General features: G+C 39.6%; 20 protein-coding genes. 9 read left to right on the top strand and 11 right to left on the bottom strand.

What is annotated here, in order from left to right; all coding sequences use genetic code 11:
* The first annotated feature begins 88 nt into the window (after positions 1-88).
* Both ACR5KR_RS24970 and ACR5KR_RS24965 read left to right on the top strand, forming a co-directional pair.
* Entirely contained in the window at positions 89-1768 is a 1680-nt protein-coding gene (locus tag ACR5KR_RS24970) for a glycosyltransferase family 39 protein (protein WP_448268398.1), read from the top strand.
* 288 nt (positions 1769-2056) lie between these two features.
* A complete protein-coding gene (locus ACR5KR_RS24965; RefSeq protein WP_448268397.1) occupies positions 2057-3673 on the top strand; it encodes a glycosyltransferase family 39 protein in 1617 nt (538 codons plus the stop codon).
* A 494-nt stretch (positions 3674-4167) separates the two neighbouring features.
* Here the strand turns inward: ACR5KR_RS24965 and ACR5KR_RS24960 are convergent, their stop codons facing one another.
* The 5 genes from ACR5KR_RS24960 to ACR5KR_RS24940 all read right to left on the bottom strand — a co-directional run bounded on the left by ACR5KR_RS24960 (position 4168) and on the right by ACR5KR_RS24940 (position 7220).
* A complete protein-coding gene (locus ACR5KR_RS24960; protein ID WP_445630005.1) occupies positions 4168-5346 on the bottom strand; it encodes an ATP-binding protein in 1179 nt (392 codons plus the stop codon).
* 157 nt (positions 5347-5503) lie between these two features.
* Positions 5504-5584 (bottom strand): hypothetical protein, encoded by an 81-nt coding sequence (locus ACR5KR_RS24955; RefSeq protein WP_448270327.1) that lies wholly within the window; start codon positions 5582-5584, stop codon positions 5504-5506.
* A complete protein-coding gene (locus ACR5KR_RS24950; RefSeq protein WP_445630006.1) occupies positions 5575-5820 on the bottom strand; it encodes a hypothetical protein in 246 nt (81 codons plus the stop codon). The genes ACR5KR_RS24955 and ACR5KR_RS24950 overlap by 10 nt, the downstream gene beginning before the upstream one ends.
* A gap of 112 nt (positions 5821-5932) precedes the next feature.
* Entirely contained in the window at positions 5933-6127 is a 195-nt protein-coding gene (locus ACR5KR_RS24945) for a hypothetical protein (protein WP_322713506.1), read from the bottom strand.
* Positions 6128-6308: 181 nt separating this feature from the next.
* Entirely contained in the window at positions 6309-7220 is a 912-nt protein-coding gene (locus ACR5KR_RS24940; protein ID WP_448265662.1) for an IS982 family transposase, read from the bottom strand.
* A 357-nt stretch (positions 7221-7577) separates the two neighbouring features.
* Between ACR5KR_RS24940 and ACR5KR_RS24935 the strand changes: the two genes are divergently transcribed.
* Positions 7578-8075 carry a GNAT family N-acetyltransferase gene (locus ACR5KR_RS24935; RefSeq protein ID WP_445630007.1) on the top strand — a complete coding sequence of 166 codons (498 nt, stop codon included), beginning with the start codon at positions 7578-7580 and terminating at the stop codon, positions 8073-8075.
* Positions 8076-8143: 68 nt separating this feature from the next.
* On the opposite strand, the gene ACR5KR_RS24930 is transcribed toward ACR5KR_RS24935, so the two are convergent.
* The 6 genes from ACR5KR_RS24930 to ACR5KR_RS24905 form a co-directional block, all read right to left on the bottom strand.
* A complete protein-coding gene (locus ACR5KR_RS24930) occupies positions 8144-8761 on the bottom strand; it encodes a class I SAM-dependent methyltransferase (RefSeq protein WP_445630008.1) in 618 nt (205 codons plus the stop codon).
* Positions 8762-8906: 145 nt separating this feature from the next.
* Positions 8907-11375 (bottom strand): EAL domain-containing protein, encoded by a 2469-nt coding sequence (locus ACR5KR_RS24925; RefSeq protein WP_448268396.1) that lies wholly within the window; start codon positions 11373-11375, stop codon positions 8907-8909.
* A gap of 21 nt (positions 11376-11396) precedes the next feature.
* The gene (locus tag ACR5KR_RS24920; protein ID WP_445630010.1) at positions 11397-12434 is read right to left on the bottom strand and encodes a sensor histidine kinase; all 1038 of its coding nucleotides are present in this window, start codon (positions 12432-12434) and stop codon (positions 11397-11399) included.
* Positions 12435-12509: 75 nt separating this feature from the next.
* Complete coding sequence (locus ACR5KR_RS24915; protein WP_335000001.1) at positions 12510-12938, bottom strand: response regulator; 429 nt, start codon at positions 12936-12938, stop codon at positions 12510-12512.
* A gap of 15 nt (positions 12939-12953) precedes the next feature.
* Positions 12954-14447 (bottom strand): sensor histidine kinase, encoded by a 1494-nt coding sequence (locus ACR5KR_RS24910; protein ID WP_448268394.1) that lies wholly within the window; start codon positions 14445-14447, stop codon positions 12954-12956.
* Positions 14448-14481: 34 nt separating this feature from the next.
* Positions 14482-14643 (bottom strand): hypothetical protein, encoded by a 162-nt coding sequence (locus ACR5KR_RS24905; RefSeq protein WP_445630012.1) that lies wholly within the window; start codon positions 14641-14643, stop codon positions 14482-14484.
* Positions 14644-15301: 658 nt separating this feature from the next.
* Between ACR5KR_RS24905 and ACR5KR_RS24900 the strand changes: the two genes are divergently transcribed.
* From ACR5KR_RS24900 to ACR5KR_RS24875, 6 genes are all read left to right on the top strand, one after another.
* Positions 15302-15589 carry a Mo-dependent nitrogenase C-terminal domain-containing protein gene (locus ACR5KR_RS24900; protein ID WP_445630013.1) on the top strand — a complete coding sequence of 96 codons (288 nt, stop codon included), beginning with the start codon at positions 15302-15304 and terminating at the stop codon, positions 15587-15589.
* A gap of 169 nt (positions 15590-15758) precedes the next feature.
* Positions 15759-16433: a response regulator transcription factor gene (locus tag ACR5KR_RS24895; RefSeq protein WP_448268393.1), complete on the top strand. Its 675-nt coding sequence runs from the start codon at positions 15759-15761 to the stop codon at positions 16431-16433.
* A gap of 202 nt (positions 16434-16635) precedes the next feature.
* The gene (gene arsM, locus ACR5KR_RS24890) at positions 16636-17604 is read left to right on the top strand and encodes an arsenosugar biosynthesis arsenite methyltransferase ArsM (protein ID WP_448268391.1); all 969 of its coding nucleotides are present in this window, start codon (positions 16636-16638) and stop codon (positions 17602-17604) included.
* A gap of 143 nt (positions 17605-17747) precedes the next feature.
* The gene (locus tag ACR5KR_RS24885; protein WP_448268390.1) at positions 17748-18713 is read left to right on the top strand and encodes an anion permease; all 966 of its coding nucleotides are present in this window, start codon (positions 17748-17750) and stop codon (positions 18711-18713) included.
* A 43-nt stretch (positions 18714-18756) separates the two neighbouring features.
* The gene (gene arsS / locus ACR5KR_RS24880) at positions 18757-19764 is read left to right on the top strand and encodes an arsenosugar biosynthesis radical SAM (seleno)protein ArsS (protein ID WP_448268388.1); all 1008 of its coding nucleotides are present in this window, start codon (positions 18757-18759) and stop codon (positions 19762-19764) included.
* Positions 19764-20534, top strand: a complete 771-nt coding sequence (locus ACR5KR_RS24875) for an SDR family NAD(P)-dependent oxidoreductase (RefSeq protein ID WP_448268387.1) — start codon at positions 19764-19766, stop codon at positions 20532-20534. The genes arsS and ACR5KR_RS24875 overlap by 1 nt, the downstream gene beginning before the upstream one ends.
* Positions 20535-20762: the final 228 nt, after the last annotated feature.

Below are 20762 nucleotides of genomic sequence, written 5' to 3'. Positions count from 1 at the left end.
AACAAACTCAGATATAATTCCTAACGAACGTATCTCATTTAGTCCACCTAACTGAATTATATTAGACAAATTATTGGGAAAACTACTTATGCACCATCTCAAATTGGCTCCGAGTTGGTTGCGATTTTTAATTATTTTATTATTGACAATGGGTATATTGTTTCGTTTTTCTAATCTTGATGGGAAAGTTTTTTGGCACGATGAGACTTTCACTTTATTACGGATTTCTGGTTATACGGCAAATGAAGCTAAACAACAACTTTTTAATAATCGGATCGTTAGTGGAGAAAGTTTTGCCCAGTTTCAAGGTGCAAATCCAGAAAAAAGCTTAAATGATACAATTATGTCTTTAGCAAAACAAGATTCTCAACATCCACCGTTATATTACATAATAGCCAGATTGTGGGTGGAAATCTTTGGTAATTCGGTGACGGCAATTAGAAGTTTATCAGCCTGCATTAGTTTGCTGGTTTTCCCTTGTGTTTATTGGCTATGTCGAGAATTATTTAATGTGCCATTATCGGTTCCTGGTGTTGCGATCGCACTCATGGCTATCTCTCCAATTCACCTAGTATACGCCCAAGAAGCACAAGAATATATTCTTTGGTTAGTCACCATTTTACTATCCAGTGCGTCTCTGCTGCGAGCCATGCGGCTAGAAGATGAGCTAGCAGAAGAACGACAAAAACCAGATTTATTTGCTATTTGGAGCCTTTACGCAGTCACTTTAGCCATTAGTCTTTATACATTTATTTGGAGTGCATTTGTAGCAGTTGCTCACGGAATTTATGTAATGATAACTGCTAAATTTAAGTTTACTGAAACTGTGAGAGCTTATCTGCTAGCATCACTAGTTGGTTTTTTAGCTTTCATGCCTTGGATAACAATTGTAATTGGTGACTTTTTTCAATTTTTAATTTCAGCAGACAAAACAACAACACAATCCGATTTAATACCTATATTTCCATTTTTTTCAATGCAGTTAAGCCGGATTTTTTTTGATATAGACCTTAGTTCCGAAAATCCTATAGGCAATTTAATTGCACTAAGCTTTTTAATTTTGGTAGGATATTCTATTTATTTTATTTGCCGAGTAACTAACTATATAGTCTGGTCTTTTATCATCACATTAATTGTAGTACCAACATTACCCATAATATTGCCAAATTTAATTATTGGAAGTATGCGAGCGTCTACTGAAGCATATTTAATTCCATCTTATTTAGGAATCCAAGTAGCTGTTGCTTATCTACTAACTACGCAACTATATAATGGCAGCAGATCGCGTCGGAGCTTTTGGCACATAATCATGGCATTAGTGATTATTTGTGGTTTGATTTCTTCTAAGGTGAGTTCCCAGGCAGAAACTTGGTGGAATAAGGGTATGAATTATGGCAATCCTCAAGTTGCCCAAATCATTAATCAGAGTAATCGTCCACTTTTGATTAGTGATGCTTTGGGTAATAATTATGGTGATGTCTTTTCTTTAAGCTATCTTTTAGAACCAAAAGTGCGATTTCTGTTAGTGAACAATCAAAAAATTCCTAAAATTCCTGATGGGTTTACTGATGTGTTTTTACTTAATCCTTCAAAGGCTTGGGGTAAAATCATAGAAAAAAAATATAAATTCAAAACAGATATTGTTTATAGCGATAACTATTATTCAATTTGGAAATTTGCTAAGACTCGTAATTTGCGCCGACGTAATATCTCACCTAATAATCAATTACCTGCCGAGCTATCAACTAAGCCAACAATTCTTCCATAGCTCCAACTCTTGAAAAGTTCTTTGTTGCCCAAATAAGCCTGCTTGGAGTACATAAACCCACTTCTCCCACTTCACTAAAAAAAAAGTTTTTGTAGCTAAATATACAATTATTATCATGTACAAAAAACTACTGAGTTTAATTACTACCTCCGCTACTTGACTAACTGACTATTTATAATTGCAACCCACCACTATTTGGTTAGATATTTTTAATAACTAGTTTGGAGAGTTATAAAGTTGTTTCGTTAAAGTAGATAATTGTTGTACAAGTTATTGTGAAATTTAGTTATGCGGCTCCAACTTGCTCCCAATAGGTTGCGGTTTCTCATTGTAGTTTTGTTAATGGTGGGTATATTTTTTCGTTTTTTTAACCTCGATCGCAAAGTTTACTGGCACGATGAGACTTTTACTTCATTGCGAATTTCTGGTTATACGTCAAATGAAGCCAAGCAGCAAATATTTAATGGTCGCATAATTAATAAGGAAAGTTTTGCCAAATTCCAAAATCCCAATATGGAGAAAGGCTTACGTGACACAATTATATCTTTGGAAGTAGACGATCCACAGCATCCACCACTGTATTATATACTCGCTCGGCTTTGGGTGGGAATCTTTGGCAATTCGGTAACGGTAATTAGAAGTTTATCTGCCTTTATCAGTTTGCTGATTTTTCCGAGTATTTATTGGCTGTGTAGAGAATTATTTAAATCATCGGCATGGGTATCGGAGGTTGCGATCGCACTCATGGCAATCTCCCCTATTCACTTAGTATATGCCCAAGAAGCACGAGAATATATTCTCTGGATAGTGACTGTATTACTATGCAGCGCTTCATTACTACGAGCATTACGATTGGAATCACAAGGTGGAGTACTACGTATACTAAATTGGGGAATGTATGCAATCACCTTGGTGCTTAGTCTCTATACATTTTTATTCAGTGGATTTGTTATAGTCGCTCATGGGATTTATGTAATTGCCACTGCAAAATTTAGGTTTACTAGAACAGTAAAAGCTTATCTATTAGCATCTTTAGCAGGGTTTTTAGCTTTTACACCTTGGATACAGGTTGTGATAGTTAACTTGTTGCAATTAAAAAGTTCAACAGCTTGGACAAAAAGACATTTACCCTTAGATGATTTAATTAAATCTTGGCTTTTACAGTTAAATCGGATTTTTATTGATTTAGACTTAGGCTTTGAAAATCCGTTTACCTATGTAATTACGCCATTTTTTTTAGTTCTTTTTGGATATTCTATTTATTTTATTTGTCGAAAAACTAACTATAAAATTTGGTTGTTTATTATCACGCTAATTATGGTTCCTGCATTACCTTTAATGCTACCAGACTTACTTTTTGGGGGTATACGCTCACTTGCCGAACGTTATTTATTGATTTCTTATTTAGGAATTCAATTGTCTGTTACTTACCTACTCGCTACGCAGCTACATAATAAGAGTTTAGTACGCCGACGAATCTGGCAAATAATCATGGGACTAGTGATTATTGGTGGACTAGTTTCTTATGGAGTGAGTTCTCAGGCTGATACTTGGTGGAGTAAGGTTATTAGCTCTGGTAATCCACAAGTTGCAAAAATTATTAATCAGACTAATCATCCACTTTTGATTAGTAATGATTCTGGTATTAATTATGGTAATGTCTTTTCTCTCAGTTATCTTTTACAACCAAAAGTGCAGTACCAATTAGTAAAAGGCCGTTCTATCCCCAATATTCCTGATGGTTTTACTGATATTTTTTTACTAAATCCTTCAGATACCTGGCGTCAGCAAATAGAAACAAATTATAATTATAAAACTTTTGTAGTGTACGGTGACAAAAATTATTTGGTCTGGAAAATAGAAAATCCACGTAGCGATGTATTTTTTGAAAAAATTAGGACTTAAGCAAAACTAGACGCTGTAGTTATGGGCAATTCATATAAATGAATTCGCGTCAGATAAAGAAGGAACTTAATTGTGTTTCAACTATTATTTGCATAACTTTATCTTCCAAAATATTTCCATATATTTTTGATGGCAAATACGCCAACGCAGGTTGCAAATTTTAGCAGGTAATAAAACTTGTCCAACACCAAATTCCCAAGCACCAAAATAAGCAGAGGAGCAGAGGGGTAGGGGGCAAGGGAGCAGGGAGCATACTTCGACTCCTTTCGACTTCGCTCAATGACCAACGCTCAGTAACCGGGGAGCAGGCGGAGAATAGCTCTAACTCAACTCATTACTCATTACTCCTAATGCTCAATGCTCAATGCCCAATACTTCGACTACGCGGTAGTTGAGCGCAGTCGAAACTCAGTACAAGTGCCCAATGATGGCAGTTGCTCCACTTGGGGAGACCCCAATACCCAATGCCCAACTATGATAATTTACTTGCCTAATTATTGTAGTGGCAGAGTGACAATTACTGTTGTGCCGACACCCTGCTCACTTTCTAATTGAATATGACCACCATGTAACTCCACACATTTTTTAACTATAGTGAGTCCCAGTCCTGTTCCTTGAATTACACCCACATTGCTGGCGCGATAGAAGGTTTGAAATAGATGAGTTTGATCTTTGAGAGGAATCCCCATTCCCCGATCTTTGATTTGGAAAATTGCGAGGCGATCTTTGCAAATCAAATCAAACCAAATAGTGTCACTTTCAGGAGAATATTTAATGGCATTGGAAATTAAATTAGTTAAGATACAATTTAGTAGGTCTTCATCAATTTGGGCTTGGGTTGATTCACCTTGACAAGTAAAGATAATGCTGTGCTTACTACCTGCATTGAGTTGAAGAATATCTGTGAGTTCGCTACAGAAATTTTCTAAATTTAAAAGTGTAGGTTTGTATTCGAGTTTAGCTGCTTCCGTTTTACTCAAGAACAATATCTCATCTAAGAGATTAATCATCTGGTTGATAGCATTTTGTATTCGATCGAAATATTTAATTCTCCGGATATCAGTTAGTTTATTGCTGTTGTATTCCAGGATATCTACAGCCGTCCGAATCGTAGTCATAGGGGTGCGGAACTCGTGAGAAACCATTGCTACAAAGTTTGACTTTAACTCGTTAAGTTCCTGTTCTTTTGCCAGTGCTTGACGGGTGCGTTCTTCACTCTCGCGTAGTTGGTTGAGAATTTCGCTTCTTTCAATGGCATAGCGAATGGCACGCACTAACCATTGGATAGTGATTTTATCTTTAACTAGATAGTCTTGCGCTCCTTCTGCTAATGCTTGCAGTGCTAAATCTTCATCATCAACACCTGTTAATATTACAACTGGGATATCAGGTACTGCTGCCCTAAATTCTTTCAACGTGTCCAGTCCAATAGAGTCTGGAAGGCTGAGGTCTAACAAAACTAGGTCGAATCTGCGTTGCTTTCGACTCTCTATCTGAGAATTATCAAGGTTAGACGTAGAATTTTCCCTGCTAGCTTCTATCGCCTCAGATAACCGTTCAACATGTAACATCTGCCATTGTTCTTGATCTGAATTTAAAAATATCCGGCGTAGGAGATAAGCATCACTTGCACTATCTTCTACTAATAGAATGTGAATTGTGAGCTTTTCCATAGTACAGGGTTATATCAATTTGTTAGATAATCACCTGATTTCCTATTTTGTAGATAGGGCTAGAATTCATTCGCTTATTAGAGGGTTAATAAGCGGTTATTAAATATATATTTAAAGATACCTTAATTTGCGTTGAAGGTAAAATAAAATACTGTTCCTACGTCCGGCCTAGTTTCGACTCAGCCCAGATGCGATCGCCATATCGCTCAACGATTTTTTTGTAGATAGCTAGACTAATGCCAGTACCAGAAACTCGACGAGTATGAAGACGGCGGAAAACCTCAAAGATTTGCTCAAGATATTGAGACCATTATCCTGAGCGATCGCTATATGTAAATTACTAAGAGCTAGACTGGGAGCAGTATTACAGTCAACGAGAACAAATTGATGATTGCGAGTACCCACACGAGAATAAACATAGCTGCGGTAAGCTACGCTAACGCCCCAACGTAGAGACAATGCAATTTTTGACATAAAAACAAGTGGAGATGTAGTGTAACACCACATTTCCACTCTAAATTTAGTGTATTAGGGTTACAACAAAAGACCCCACGAGCTGATTAAAACTTGAGAAAGTTCAAATTAATTAACGTGACTCAGTTCCTTGATTGGGGCTACCTGCTACACCATCGTTTTCTGGAGCTTCTGGAGTAGCAGTGGATTTAGCATCACTGCCTTGCGCATCACCAGTTTTGCGGATACTTTCGTCAGTAGGGGTTTCGCCGTCAGCAGAAGCAGTAGACGCAGGTTGTTCATTATTAGATTTTTGTTGTTCAGCCATGATTACATCCCTAATTATTTATCGTTGAGATGATCTTAAAAAATTAGGAGTATGAATGCATCTATCCAGATATAGTTATGGCTGATTTCTACCTCTATCGGAAGTATTGCTTAGTATTACTCATGTATGCTGAAAAAATCCAGAAATGTAGAGTTATTTAACCTTAACGTGAGTTCGACGGTTAGAAAACGGCAGGAGGTAGTGCAGGTAAATCTTTTGGGTAAATATCAATCGATGGTTTTTTGGGTAAATAGGTGTAAGCAGTTAAACCAGCCATCAGATTGACCAAAAAGTTAAACACACTACGATGCCGAGAGTGTTCTATTTGACACATATTTTTGAGATGGTCATTGACTGACTCAATTACAGCCCGTTTGCGTAAAAGAATTTTATCAATCAGTTTTACCAAACGATTTTTCATTTTCTTCTTAGATTTAGTAACTAACTCTAAACCTCGTTCGTATAACTCTTCAAATAATTTTTGCGAGATATATCCTCTATCTCCAAAAAGTTTACCAATTAAGTCACGAGTCATATCTGGAACTGGTTTACGGTCATCAACATTTGCCGGAGTTAGTTTGAATGCCAGTAATTCTCCTTTATCGTTAATAATTAAATGAAGTTTAAAGCCAAAGTGCCAGCCCACAGCATTTTTACCCCATTTCACTAACCCTTTAAAAACTTTATGGGCGTGTGCCCGGCAATTGTGACAAACATCAATTGGGGTGGAATCGATAAAACTAATCCCTGTAATTTCTCCTGTCCGTGTATGCAAAAAACAACACAGCAACATTAAACTCCAGGGCAGAAGTTCCACAAATCTTGTGTAACTGACCAAATTTGGAAACGCTCCACGCCAGCTTTGTAGCACATGCAACGTGTAGAACTCCTTGAAAGTTTTATAACCACTACCATGAAATGCGATCGCGATTGTCATCACCTCTGATAAATGCATTCGGGAAGTGCTACGACGCTCTCCCTTTGTGGATGGTAACTGTGGTACTTGTTCCCACAAATTCTCCCACTGGTTACAAAAATCATCTACGTCACAGAATATTTGTACGATATCGAGGCGAGATACAATGGTAGACATAGCCGAGACCCTTATTTTTCTGAGATATTTTTAGTCTCGGCGTTTTTTTGTGCCTTTTTTGCTCATTCTCAATTAATCTTAGCGATCGCCACCACCAGGTGCTTCGCGCCATCGCAACACCTACCCAGTTTCTCATGTTTCATATCTAGCAAGCTTTTTGCCGTTTTCTATCCGTCGAACTCACGTTAACCTTACAACCCTTCCTATCGCTAAGGGAGAACCTGGAACGGGTTTTATGTCTAAGATGCTTTTAAAATTGCTTTATTGATAGTTGCCAGGAAATAGCAAGCGATCTGAGTCTGGCTAGGCGAATAATATGGTTTGATGATGGTGATACAAACTATCAAAGTCTAATTAATGAACCAGAACAATCTATCGTTACCATCTGGATGTATCCTTCGCAAGGCAACCTCTGGGGATCAGTGGTCGATTCGATTGCTGGTATTTTCAGCGAAACTCGATCCAACCCAATTAAATTGGCAGCAATTTTGGGTAATTGAATACAATCAGAATCTGATAGCTTGTGGACAGCTACGTAATTTCTCAGGGGCACAAGAACTTGGTAGCTTGGTCGTTGCATCAGCTTGGAGAGGTCGCGGTTTGGGTAGTTTGCTAACGCAGCATTTGATTAATACAGCAACGCAACCACTTTATCTGGAATGCTTAGGTCAACGGCTGGTGCAGTTTTACAGTCACTTTGACTTTGTGCCAATATCTTTTGAAGATTTGCCACAATTTCCCAAGACAATAGGCTTATCTACGCTTAAAGAGAAATTTAGATTCTCGCAGTTAGCTAAAAGGCTGCTCAAAGTTCCTGTGGTATTTATGGAATATCGAGGTCAGGCTAATTCGTAATTCGTAATTTCAGATATGCAGAACAAGGCTTGATACAAGATGTTTCCAACTTTTTATTGCCTCCATTTTCAAATCGGAGGTTTAGCAAAAATTGTTAGTAAGACAGGCCCTAGTAAATAATGGTGATTCAAACACAATAGCCCAGCAGAGGAGCCAAGAAGTTGACGTTGATTAGGGCTGTAGAGTCTAATTCCACGGGGAGAGACTGGCAATAATTGAGGTTCTGTCTCTTTTTTGGAAGTCATGTCAACTAAATAAAAGCGTCCACCAGGAGAAAGTACCCGTGCTATCTCACTAACCACCTGTTTTGGTTCCAAATAGTGCAAGAAGCTGATAGTATTGAAAACGGCATCAAATTGACCATCAGCAAAGGGAAGAGACTCAGCTTTGCCCTCAATATAAATTAAGCGTGGACGGTGGCGGTTGTTCTGTCTTGCTACCCGCAACATATTAGCAGACAAATCCAATCCGGTAGCTTGGAGATTGGGAAACTGAGTAGCAAGGCGCTCAAGCAAGCGTCCAGTACCACAGCCGATATCAAGTACATTTGCTGGCTCTGGTAAATCGACGTACTCCAGCAACCGTTGGTGAATGGCTCGATAAAACACTGAAGGAAAGAACCAATCGTAACTTGATGCCCATAGGTCAAAAAATAGCTTTTTGTTTTTGAAAAAGTCATCAGTCATTAGTTTTCGCAGCTTTCTTAAAGCTTGATGCTTTTTGAGGGTAAGTTTAGCTGCGCCTCCAAGAATTTGGTTAACAACACAAATTAACTATAGCGGTTCTGAATTAGTTGTAATATGTTGCTCTTGTCAGGTTATTTAAACTAAGCTAACTAGGTTCAATGCCATATAAAATCAATGTTTCTACCGACTTGTTATCGAGGGGTTGGGAGAAAAAATATCCCTGTGCATATTTGCATTTCATCACTTGAAGTTGCGCCAGTTGTTCTAGTGTTTCTACGCCCTCTGCGATTACATCTATATTTAGACTCTGTGCTAGAGCGACGATCGCTTGAACAATCTCTAAGTTTTCTCCATTAGCACCAATCTTAGCAATAAAGGAACGATCAATCTTCAAGGCATTACTGGGAAAGCGATGCAGATAACTCAAGGATGAATAGCCGATGCCAAAATCATCTAAGTGTAATTGAATATTCATCTGTTGCAGTTGCGATAGCATAAAAGTTGCTAATTGCATATTCTCCATAAGTACGCTTTCAGTAATCTCCAGCTTTAAACTGCCAACTTCTAAACCAGTCTCTTGGATAATTTGGTTAATTTTCTCAATCAGCCCAGGTTGGGAAAACTGCTTAGTAGAAAGATTTACACTGATCGTTAAAGGTGGGTCAGTAGGAAATTGTACTTGCCAAGCCCGCATCTGCCGACAAGCCTCGCCTAGTATCCAATAACCAATAGGGATAATCAACCCAGTTTCTTCTGCCAGGGGAATAAAGCTGTCTGGAGATATTAATCCGTGTTGCGGGTGCTGCCAACGAACCAGAGCCTCGAAGCCAATAATTTTGTAAGTTTCTAATAAAACAATTGGCTGGTAGTAAACTTGAAACTCCTGGCGTTCAACTGCCCGTCGTAGATCCATCTCTAACTCTAATAGCTGGGTTACTTGGGCGTACATGGTTGAGTCAAATATTGCATGGCGTGCCTTACCCAATGCTTTAGCGCGATACATTGCAATGTCAGCATCGCGCAAGAGTTCCTCCGGTCGGTTATAACTACCCTTGCTCAGGGCGATGCCAATACTAACGGTGGTGAATACCTCGTACCCACTGAGTTGGAACGCAAATGTCAGAGCTTCGTGTATCCGCTCCACTACGGTGATTACGTCATTGGCATTTTGGAGATCGTCAAGCAAAATTGTAAACTCATCTCCCCCTAGACGGGCAACTGTGTCTCCAGTACGCAGGCAATTTTCCAATCTCCGAGCAAGGGCAGTTAGCAGTCGATCGCCAATCATGTGACCGAGACTGTCGTTGACAACTTTGAAGCGATCTAGGTCTAGAAACAGAACAGCGAATGTATAGTTCGCGCGTCGTTTTACCTGCATGAGCGCACGTTCTAGCCGTTCCATAAATAAGGCACGGTTTGGCAGGCCGGTTAAGACATCGTGAAAGGCATCATGAATTAATTGTGCCTCCGCAAGTTTGAGAGCGGTAATGTTGCGAGAAATACTTAAAACAAAATATACTGAACCATCACTAGTTAATTCAGGCACAAGGCGGGTATGGTAATGTTTTGTTTGCTGGCCGATCGCTAAACTGCATTCAAACTCCGTTTCTTCTTTGGTTTGAAAAACTCGCCGAAGCTTGCGATCGCATATCCAGCAAAATTCTTCTGGTAGACTTAACTCTGCATTTGTTTTGCCGATAAATGTCTCGGCTGATATTCCTGTAACTTTTTCAATAGCTGGATTAACGTAAACGTAGCGCAATTGAGGGTTAAATCTGGAAATAATATCAGGTGCATTTTCAACTAGTGCTTTGAATTCTTGCTGGCGACGCGCTAGTGCCTCTAGAATTTGGTTGCGTTCGGTGATATCCTGAAAGACCAAAACTGCACCTGTGATATTACCGTTGTCATCTTTAATCGGTGCAATACTATCATCAATTGGTATTTCTGTACCGTTTTTAGCAATAAGTATCGTCTGTTCTGGTAGACCGACAGTAACGCCCGACTGAAGGACTTGCTCTACAGGATTTTCAATTATTATACGAGTTTTTTCATGAGCAATATTAAATACTTCTGTTGCTTCTTTCCCAAATGCATCTGCGTAATTCCAACCCGTCAGTACCTCCGCAATTGGATTCATAAAATTCACAGTTCCAGATTCGTCGCTAGTAATCACAGCATCTCCAATACTTTTAAGTACAGTAGTCAGCCATTGTTCATTCTGTTTTAATTTTTTTTCCGTCCGATGTTTAGAAAGAGTAATTTCAATCGTGAACTTTAATTCTTTTTCTTTGAAGGGCTTGAGAATGTAGCCAAACGGCTCTGTTACCTTTGCTCGATTCAATGTTGATTCATCTGCATTAGCAGTCAGATATATGATTGGAATATTAAAAAGATTATGAATTATCTGAGCAGCCTCCACACCATCCATTTTTCCTTTGAGGTGAATATCCATTAGAACTAAATCAAGAGAATCATCTGCTGCTTTCCTAATTGCTTCTTCTCCCGAATCGGCAAGCGCCATAACACTGTATCCAAATTTCCTCAGCCGACTTTGTATATCCATTGCCACGATGATTTCATCTTCAACAACTAATATATTTACTGGGTTCATGATTTTATTTAACTTCTAAATTTAGAAAATTTTATTCGTAAATATAATTTTATACTCTATTCCCTTGTTGTTGGTAAAATCGATATTGCCTTGTAACTGATGTATTAGACCTTTGACTAATCGTAAACCTAATGATTCTGTAGCTTGAAAGTCAAAATCTTGGGCAAAACCAACACCATTATCACCTATAGTAAGTGTAAACAAATTTCCTTCTGTGGAGCAAAAGTCAATATAAATTTCTCCTGGTTCTCTTTGGGGAAAGGCATATTTTAGGGAATTTGAAATAAGTTCGTTGATAATCAAACCGCAAGGAATAGCTGCATCAATGGCTAGAAAAACCTCCTCAACATTCATTTTCAAGGTAATATCGCTGGAATTAACGTTGTATGAATAAAATAAATTAGTTACTAAATCTTGGATATAGTCGGCAAAATTAATCCTTGCCAAGTCTTGAGATTGATATAGTTTCTCGTGGATCAGAGCCATTGATTCAATCCGGTTCTGGCTATCTTTGAATACCTCAAGAGCTTGATTGTCCTTGAGATACTCTGCTTGCAGGTTGAGCAGACTAGAAATAATCTGCAAATTATTTTTTACCCGGTGATGAATTTCTTTCAATAGCACTTCTTTTTCTTGAAGCGATGCTTTAATCTGCTCCTCTGCTTGTTTACGCTCCCGCCTCACCAGTGCCTCACGCAACTCGCGGGTAACAGCAGGGGTAAGCCGTGCTAGATTGCCTTTGATGATGTAGTCATGGGCACCAGCTTTCATAGCGGCTACTGCCGTATCTTCACCAATCGTGCCTGAGACGATAATAAATGGCAAGTCAAGTCCACTTTCCTTAACCTGCTTCAGTGCAGCCGGGGCGCTAAAGGTGGGCATGGAATAATCGCAGATCGCGATATCCCATGTTTGCTCTGCGATCGCAGCTTTCATAGCTGTGGGTGTATCAATTCGTTCAGAGGTTACTTCATAGCCTCCACGTTGCAGTTCGCGCAGTATCAACAAAGCGTCGTCTTCTGAATCCTCAACAAGTAATACACGCAGTGGTATACCCATGTAATTCGTAATTCGTAATTCGTAATTGAGAAAGTCAGCTTTGCATCTATAACCTGATTTTGGAGGATTGGTAAGCTATATTCTTGGTGGTGATTCATTTAAGACAAACCAGTACAATCCTAGTTGTCGCACTGCTTCACTGAATTGGGAAAAGTCTACTGGTTTGCGAACATAGCTGTTGGCTCCCAAGCTGTAACCATTGATTAAGTCTTGCTCCTCTTTGGAGGAGGTGAGAATGACGACGGGAAGAATTTTTGTCCTGTCATCGGTTCGTAGGTGTCGCAAAACTTCTAGACCATCCATTTTAGGCAACTTCAAATCTAGAAGGATGAGATTCGGCATAACGCTCATGTCGCGATCGGCGTATACACCTTTACCAAAGAGATAATCTAGGGCTTCTACCCCATCGCGCGCTACTACTACCTCGTTCAGAATATTGTTTTTCTTAAGTGCGCGTAGAGTGAGCGCTTCATCGTCAGGATTGTCTTCTACAAGTAAAATCATGTTCTATTCCTCTAGTTAAAGGGTGAAGTAAAATGTTGCACCTTGCTCCACTACGCTTTCTGCCCAGACACGGCCACCATGACGGTGAACAATGCGCTGTACAGTAGCTAGTCCGATGCCAGTACCTTCAAACTCAGTCATAGCGTGTAGGCGCTGAAAAGCACCAAAGAGTTTGTCAACATAAGCCATATCAAAGCCTGTGCCATCATCACGGACAAAATATACATGGCTGTCATTTTGCTGTAAAAGCCCAAATTCTATCCGTGCTTTTTGATGTTTACCTGTAAACTTCCAGGCATTACCCAGTAGGTTTTCTAGCACGATCCGTAACAGATGAGCATCACCATTAGCAACCAATCCCGACGTAATGATAAACTCTACTTGGCGTTCTGGTTGGGTTTTGTGCAACTCTGTAGCGATCGCCTCCACCAATGCGCTCAGATCGACCTTTTCGTAACGCATCTCACTACGCGTTAATCGTGACAGATTTAGTAAATCGTCGATCAGTTGTGCCATTCGCTGGGTGGCTGCACGCACTCGCTGGAGGTAGTTTTGACCTAGTGCGTCCAGCTTGTCAGCATAATCTTCTAGTAGTGCTTGGCTAAAGCCGTCGATGCTCCGCAAGGGAGCGCGCAAGTCGTGAGACACAGAATAACTAAATGCTTCCATCTCTTTGTTAGTGGCTTCGAGTTGTGCTGTGCGTTCTGCAACTCGTTGCTCAAGCTGGACGTTCAGACGCAGAATCTCTGACTCCGCCTTTTTACGCTCATTAATTTCAGTTTGCAATTCTTCGTTAGTGTTTCTCAGTTCGGCAGTCCGTTTGTTAACCTCTATTTCTAATTCATCGCGAGCCTTTTGCAGAGAATTTTCCATCCGTTTACGTTTGACAAGTTCCTGATTGGTAATCGTGGCTGCCAAACCAACGATCGCAGAAGCGATAATGCTGCCAAAAATAGTCAGCAAAGTTGTTTGATGAGCGCTGGCGTTCGCCTCCATTGACCGCTGTTTCAACAACTCATTCTCTTCGTTCTCCATAGCTGTGGTCAGCATTCGGATGTCCTCCATAATCTGCTGACCCCGATCTGTCTGAACTATTTGCAGCGCGGACTCTAAATTTTTGCTCCTAGCGTTAATCGTCTGTTCAATCAAAACCAGTTTTTTAGTTATCAGAGGTTCAAGGCGATCGAGCCGCCGCTGTTGATTCGGGTTATCCGCAGTCAATTGGCGTAGAGTCTTAAGTTTCTGAGCAATCTCGCCAGTTGCACTGCGATAGGGTTCCAAATACCGTTCTTTGCCTGTGAGAAGATAGCCTCGTTGTCCAGTTTCTGCATCTTTGATCTGTGACATTACTTCTTTTGTCTTTTCAAGCACCTCGCGTGTATGTGTTACCCATTGAGCGTTTTCTCTATACTGAAGCAAACTAAGATATGAGATGATGCCAACACCAGTCATAATTGCGACTGCTATTACAAAACTGCCTGTATTCTTTTTGTAAATAGCCCATTCCATTTTTTACCTTCCTAGTTGAAAAAGTAGCTGCTGGCTAAATTGGTAAAAACGGTGAGCCAGTGCTGTAGAACGGTAACAGTTGCTCTCTACTGGCTATCTTCTTTTCTTTAGGAGAGGCTGCGTTAGTGTCGTTAGGATCGTCACGCGTTCCCGTCTCTGAAACAGAAGGGTGACTAGCAGCCCAACTACTCGTCATAGTTTTAGTAACTGATACCAAGTTTCTTAACTTTGAGAGCGAATTAGCCCTAATAAAGGATATCTATAATTAGTTAATGATTGTGACCGTATATTTTCTGAGACATGAGAAAGCAAATAATAAATTTTGTTAAATGATTCAGTATATTTCCGCAGCCATATTCACGATATTTTCGCTTGCATAAATTATATCAATGTGCTAAGTCACATCAGCAATTGCACTTAAAAATCTTTACTTATATTAGCTTGATATTAAATTGATTGGCAAATACGTAGACTAAATAGAAACATAAATTACTATCAGTAACCTGAAAAATTCTGCATCGTCCAGGGATTGAGGCGAAATGTTTGTCAAATAGTGCCAATTTGCCCAAAAGCGTTGTCCTGTAACCTTTTTGCCCTGAAAATCGAGCTTCTTTACGAGAGAAAGGTTAGGAGGTTAGGTTTTGGATAGATTTTTCAATATGAAGTGAAAAGTCAGGACAAATTATCGGGAACTGTAGTACTTGAATGTGTAGTTAACACTACAATTTCTACCTCTGTAGAGAACCAAAGAAAAAGTAATAAGTGCATAAAACTATAAAACCGATCTGTATCTATTTATAGAGGTTCAAATACAAAAAACTCAATCTAGTTTGAAATTATCAAGGTGAAAAATTATGACAAGCTTTATTCAAGTTCGCTCACACAATGACCTACTGCACCCAGTCCGCGAGTGGTTGGAAACGATAGAAATTCATAACTCCAAATTGGCTCATTTTCTATGCAAAGCTATTCCTGCTCAATGTCCCTTTGAGCGAGACATCATGCTGCTTGGCCGGAAGCTATTTCATATTCCACCTATGTGTAAATTAAATCCTCTATACGAGGAAGTGGTTGGTTTGCGTTTTAGAGCGCTCTGTTATCTCGCCGATGAATGTGGTGAAGATATCACAGCTTATTGCTGATCGCCAGTTGGATTGTTCTTCGATCGAGCAGCGATCGGTAATTGCAGATTTACGGTTGTTACTTACTCAGGTTTATACTAAGCTAACGTACACCTAATTAGATGTTTGGCTATTAAGTAGCTGGCACTATTGTTGCTTCCCGTATCCTGCTGAAATTATTAAGATCATCATGACGCACATCTTACTGATTGAAGATGAGGTCAAACTGGCACGATTTATCGAATTGGAATTGAATTATCAAGGCTATCAAGTCAGTATTGCCTACGATGGATTAACTGCACTCACCGCAGCCAGGGAGTTGCATCTGGATTTAGTACTTTTAGACTGGATGTTGCCTGGTTTGTCGGGGTGGGAAATTTGCAGCCGCCTGCGGAGTATCGCCCAGAAAGTGCCGATAATTTTATTAACCGTTAAAGATGAAGTAAGCGATCGCATTGCAGGTTTAGACGCTGGTGCTGATGATTACCTGGTTAAACCCTTCAGCGTTGATGAATTATTAGCCAGAGTCAGCGTTCGCCTACGAAGAAGCAATCAAGTAGAGTACGCAGATGTTTTAGAATTTGAAGACCTAAGTTTAAATCGTCGCACGCGGCAAGTGTACCGAGATCGGCGGTTAATTGAGTTAACTGCGAAGGAATTTGATTTACTAGAATATTTGTTGGCCCATCCGCGACAGATAATTAGCTGCGATCGCATTTTAGAGGAAGTCTGGGGTTATGACTTCATGGGCGATGCCAACATCATTGAACCCTACATTAACTACCTGCGCCTGAAACTTGAAGCCAATAACGAAAAATGTCTCATTCAAACTGTGATTGGTGTTGGCTACACATTGCATGATTGAATTGGGGATTGGCAAAGACAAGCGAAAGACTTTTCAATAATTCTTCTTTATTCTCTCGGTGCCTATTGCTTAAAAGCAAAGCATTTAAATATAGCGAACTTTGGCGTTTTTGGCAATCTCTACAAAAACTCATCCAACTTAGAGTTAATTATATTAGGATGCACAAAGCTATCATCATCCAAAATCCAAAACTCAAAGTGGCATGACCTATCTAGAAACAGCAGCGCAATTCTACCGCGAAGTTGCCCAAACCCCGCAAGTTGGACTTTGTTGTGTACAAAGTACGCCCCTGCAACTACCAGGATTGAAAATTCCTTTACCAATGCAGGAAATGAATTATGGTTGTGGCACCACTGTTCACCCCACCGAACTAGGAAACCAACCTACAGTACTGTACGTCGGCGTTGGTGGCGGCTTAGAAGCGTTGCAATTCGCTTATTTTTCCCGTTATGCAAGTGCTGTAATTGCCGTTGAACCGGTTGGGGCCATGCGGGAAGCAGCTGCACGTAATTTGGAAATTGCTGCTCAAGAAAACCCCTGGTTTAACACCAGATTTGTCGAAATCCGCGAAGGTGATGCTTTCAACTTACCTGTTGCTGATGGTAGCGTCGATATCGTGGCACAAAATTGTCTTTTCAACATCTTTGAACCAGAAGATTTAACTCGTGCTTTAAAAGAAGCATATCGGGTGTTAAAACCAGGTGGACGCTTGCAGATGAGCGATCCAATTGCGACTCGTCCCATTCCAACACATCTTCAAGATGATGAGCGGCTAAGAGCCATGTGTTTATCAGGCGCACTCACATATCAAGAGTATACTGAAAAGATTATAAATGCTGGTTTTGGTCAAGTTGAAATTCGTGCCCGTCGTCCTTATCGCCTACTAGATTCCCAGACTTATAATTTAGAAGAAAACCTACTTTTAGAAAGTCTGGATTCAGTCTCATTTAAAGTTGTCATTCCAGAAGATGGTGCTTGCATTTTCACTGGAAAAACAGCAATTTATGCTGGTTCTGAACCCTTCTTTGACGATTTGGCAGGTCATATACTTCAGCTAGGTATTCCGACTGCGGTGTGTGATAAAACGGCTGCTAAACTTGCTGCTAGTAACCCAACAGAAATAATTGTTACCAATTCAACTTGGCACTATAACGGTGGTGGCTGCTGTTAATTTATTCAGAAAGAATTCAGGTGTCGGAATTCATTCAGAATGGTTCTGTGCGACTGGATGATGAATGCACAAATTAAATATTTCACTAATTACATTCTGAATTCTAGATTCTGAACTATGACTTCTTTTTTATAAACTCAAAAATGTTGTTAATAAATCTATTTTTAGCCACGCTTTTTTTAGCATATTCAAATGGAGCGAATGATAATTTTAAAGGTGTAGCAACGCTGTTTGGTAGCCGAACTAGCAGCTATCAAACAGCAGTTTTATGGGCAACTTTCACAACTTTTGCTGGTGCAATAACTGGGATTTTTTTAGCAGGAGCATTAATTAAAAACTTCTCTGGAAAAGGACTATTACCTGATGCGATCGCTAATTCTCCAGAGTTTCATCTCGCAGTGGCGATCGCTACTGGATTGACTGTAATCATTGCTAGCCTCATGGGGTTTCCCATTTCCACAACTCACAGTTTAACAGGTGCGCTGGCTGGCGCTGGATTAGTTGCGATCGGACTGCAACTTAATTTTGCCGCTTTAGGAACTTCCTTTATTTTGCCTTTATTACTCAGTCCAATCATGGCTATTCCCTTGTCCGCAGGAATTTACAGCTTATCTGGCTATATTAATTCCAAATGGCATCTACCAGTCAACCAAAAAATGATTGATGCTTGTCATTTTTTCAGTGCGGGAATTGTCAGTTTTGCTAGAGGATTCAATGATACTCCGAAGATTGTTTCACTCATCCTAATTATTGAGTATTTCTCGATTCAGGGAGGAGCGATTTTGATAGCGATCGCAATGGCACTTGGTGGTTTACTCAACTCCCAAAAAGTTGCAATAACCATGAGTGAAAAGATTACTTCAATGAATCATACTCAAGGCTTATCAGCAAATATAGTAACTGGAGTTCTAGTCATTGCAGCTACTCGGTTTGGGCTTCCAGTTTCTACGACTCACGTTTCAGTTAGTTCTATTTTTGGTGTTGGATTAATTAACAAAAAATCTAAATCTAATACTCGCGTTTTTTATCAAATTCTACTATCGTGGATTTTAACTTTACCAACTGCTGCAATTATTAGTGCGATCGCCTACAGATTACTGCAAGGTTAGAAAAATTGAATGTTGTTGTGCAATTTTTTAGGAGTAGTAACTAATGCAAACTCAAGCAAAAATTATCCGAAATCCAGCAATCACAGCCTTTCAAAATAAACTCAGTTCACCTTTGACCAAGAAAGGAATCACTGTTTTACAAGTTAATCTAGGCAAACGTTGTAATCTTGCTTGTACACACTGTCATGTAGAAGCCGGGCCAAAACGTACAGAAGAACTTTCTCCTAAAATTTGCGAACAATTGACTTCACTAATCCATAAATTTCCCGAAATTAAAATTGTGGATTTGACTGGTGGCGCACCTGAAATGAATTATGGATTTAAGCCACTGGTAGAAGCAGCAAAAACAACTGGTAAACAAGTAATTGTCCGGTCTAATTTGGCGATTTATTTTGAAGATGGATTTGGTTATTTACCAGAATACTTTGCTAAACATCAAGTAAGAATTGTGGCTTCTCTACCCTGTTACCTAGCAGATAATGTTGATAAAATGCGCGGTACTGGTGTTTTTGATAGTTCAGTCAAAGCTTTGCAGTGGCTTAACCAACTCGGCTATGGTAAAGACCAACATTTAATTCTTGATTTGGTTTTTAATCCTCAGTTACCCACTGAGGAAAAATTTTCTTTGGCTCCCGAACAGAGCAACCTAGAACGAGATTACAAAATGTTCTTACAAGAACATTTTAATATTGTGTTTAACAACCTCTTTACCTTTACTAATCTACCAGTTGGTAGAACCAAAATGCATTTAGAACGTAGAAAACTGTACGCTAGCTATTTGCAGTTTTTAGAGTCGCATTTTAATCCCAGCACAGTTGAACATTTAATGTGTCGCGATGAACTTTCAATTGACTATCTGGGCAATGTATATGATTGTGACTTTAACCAAATGATGAATTTGCCTGCAAAAACTCGTAATGGTGAAACTTTGACAGTTGGCAAATTGTTAGAAGCTGGCAATTTAGACCTGATTAATGAGGTACAAACTGCTGCTTATTGCTATGGTTGTACTGCTGGGTGTGGTTCTAGTTGTGGTGGCGCTTTGCTCTAATGTCTTTTATCGATGAAATTAATCCTGTCAATGCTTTGATTGTGGGAGCCAGCCAAGGTATTGGTTTAGGTTTTGTGAAAAAATTGCTACAAAATCGCACAATAGCTAAAATTTATGCAACTTCTCGTCAACCGAAATTGGCCTCAGAGTTAATAGCTCTTGCAAACGAATATCCTGAGCGATTAATTTGTTTGGAGATGGATATTACTGACGAGTTACAAATTATTGAAGCTGTTCAGAAAATACATACTCAAGTTGACAAACTGCATTTGGTAGTCAACTGTGTAGGACTGTTACATGAAGATACTTTGCAACCTGAAAAAAGCTTAAGACAGATCAATTCAGAAAATTTGTTGCGCTACTTTCAGATAAATAGTATTGGTGCTGTCTTACTGGCTAAACATTTATTGCCTCTGTTTCGTCATGGAGAACGCAGCGTGTTCGCCACTATTTCTGCTAAATTGGGCAGTATTGGCGATAACCAACTTGGTGGATGGTATGGCTATCGGGCTTCTAAAGCAGCACTTAATATGTTGATGCGAACTGCGGCAATTGAGTATAAAAGAAGTTGTCCGAAAGCATTAATAGTAACATTGCATCCTGGTACAACTGATACCCGCCTTTCTCGTCCTTTCCAAAGAAATGTCCCTGCGGAAAAATTATTTTCAGTAGAACGTACTGTTACCCAATTATTGGCTGTCATCGAACAGCTTCAAGAAGGCGATAGTGGACACTTTTTCTCATGGGATGGGAGCAGATTGCCTTGGTAATTGCGTTACGCTGGTGTTAGTAGTCTGCAAACCTAAAAATACTAAGTGAGGACTGGGAAAAGGGGAAAGGGGAAAGGGTAAGGGATTTAAACCCTTTTCCCCTTCCCCCTTACCCTTTTACCCCGCCAAGTCACGAAAGCGAACTATTTGTGAAACTCACGTTACTTGTAACCAAAGCCTATGAAGTTTTTTGTGCCAGCAACCAAGGATAATATCAAAACGGAGAAG

The sequence above is a fragment of the Nostoc sp. DSM 114159 genome, assembly GCF_053470285.1.
Note: the sequence above shows the minus strand (reverse complement) of the source record. Positions and strands in the feature narration are given on the sequence as shown.

Coding starts and splice junctions, on each gene's coding strand:
- ACR5KR_RS24875 (WP_448268387.1), top strand. CDS start 19,764: ATGTCTTTTATCGATGAAATTAATCCTGTCAATGCTTTGATTGTGGGA.
- arsM (WP_448268391.1), top strand. CDS start 16,636: ATGACCTATCTAGAAACAGCAGCGCAATTCTACCGCGAAGTTGCCCAA.
- ACR5KR_RS24945 (WP_322713506.1), bottom strand. CDS start 6,127: ATGGCTGAACAACAAAAATCTAATAATGAACAACCTGCGTCTACTGCT.
- ACR5KR_RS24900 (WP_445630013.1), top strand. CDS start 15,302: ATGACAAGCTTTATTCAAGTTCGCTCACACAATGACCTACTGCACCCA.
- ACR5KR_RS24920 (WP_445630010.1), bottom strand. CDS start 12,434: ATGGGTATACCACTGCGTGTATTACTTGTTGAGGATTCAGAAGACGAC.
- ACR5KR_RS24970 (WP_448268398.1), top strand. CDS start 89: ATGCACCATCTCAAATTGGCTCCGAGTTGGTTGCGATTTTTAATTATT.
- ACR5KR_RS24915 (WP_335000001.1), bottom strand. CDS start 12,938: ATGATTTTACTTGTAGAAGACAATCCTGACGATGAAGCGCTCACTCTA.
- ACR5KR_RS24930 (WP_445630008.1), bottom strand. CDS start 8,761: ATGACTGATGACTTTTTCAAAAACAAAAAGCTATTTTTTGACCTATGG.
- ACR5KR_RS24885 (WP_448268390.1), top strand. CDS start 17,748: ATGTTGTTAATAAATCTATTTTTAGCCACGCTTTTTTTAGCATATTCA.
- arsS (WP_448268388.1), top strand. CDS start 18,757: ATGCAAACTCAAGCAAAAATTATCCGAAATCCAGCAATCACAGCCTTT.
- ACR5KR_RS24965 (WP_448268397.1), top strand. CDS start 2,057: ATGCGGCTCCAACTTGCTCCCAATAGGTTGCGGTTTCTCATTGTAGTT.
- ACR5KR_RS24935 (WP_445630007.1), top strand. CDS start 7,578: ATGAACCAGAACAATCTATCGTTACCATCTGGATGTATCCTTCGCAAG.
- ACR5KR_RS24895 (WP_448268393.1), top strand. CDS start 15,759: ATGACGCACATCTTACTGATTGAAGATGAGGTCAAACTGGCACGATTT.
- ACR5KR_RS24960 (WP_445630005.1), bottom strand. CDS start 5,346: ATGGAAAAGCTCACAATTCACATTCTATTAGTAGAAGATAGTGCAAGT.
- ACR5KR_RS24905 (WP_445630012.1), bottom strand. CDS start 14,643: ATGACGAGTAGTTGGGCTGCTAGTCACCCTTCTGTTTCAGAGACGGGA.
- ACR5KR_RS24950 (WP_445630006.1), bottom strand. CDS start 5,820: ATGTCAAAAATTGCATTGTCTCTACGTTGGGGCGTTAGCGTAGCTTAC.
- ACR5KR_RS24925 (WP_448268396.1), bottom strand. CDS start 11,375: ATGAACCCAGTAAATATATTAGTTGTTGAAGATGAAATCATCGTGGCA.
- ACR5KR_RS24910 (WP_448268394.1), bottom strand. CDS start 14,447: ATGGAATGGGCTATTTACAAAAAGAATACAGGCAGTTTTGTAATAGCA.
- ACR5KR_RS24940 (WP_448265662.1), bottom strand. CDS start 7,220: ATGTCTACCATTGTATCTCGCCTCGATATCGTACAAATATTCTGTGAC.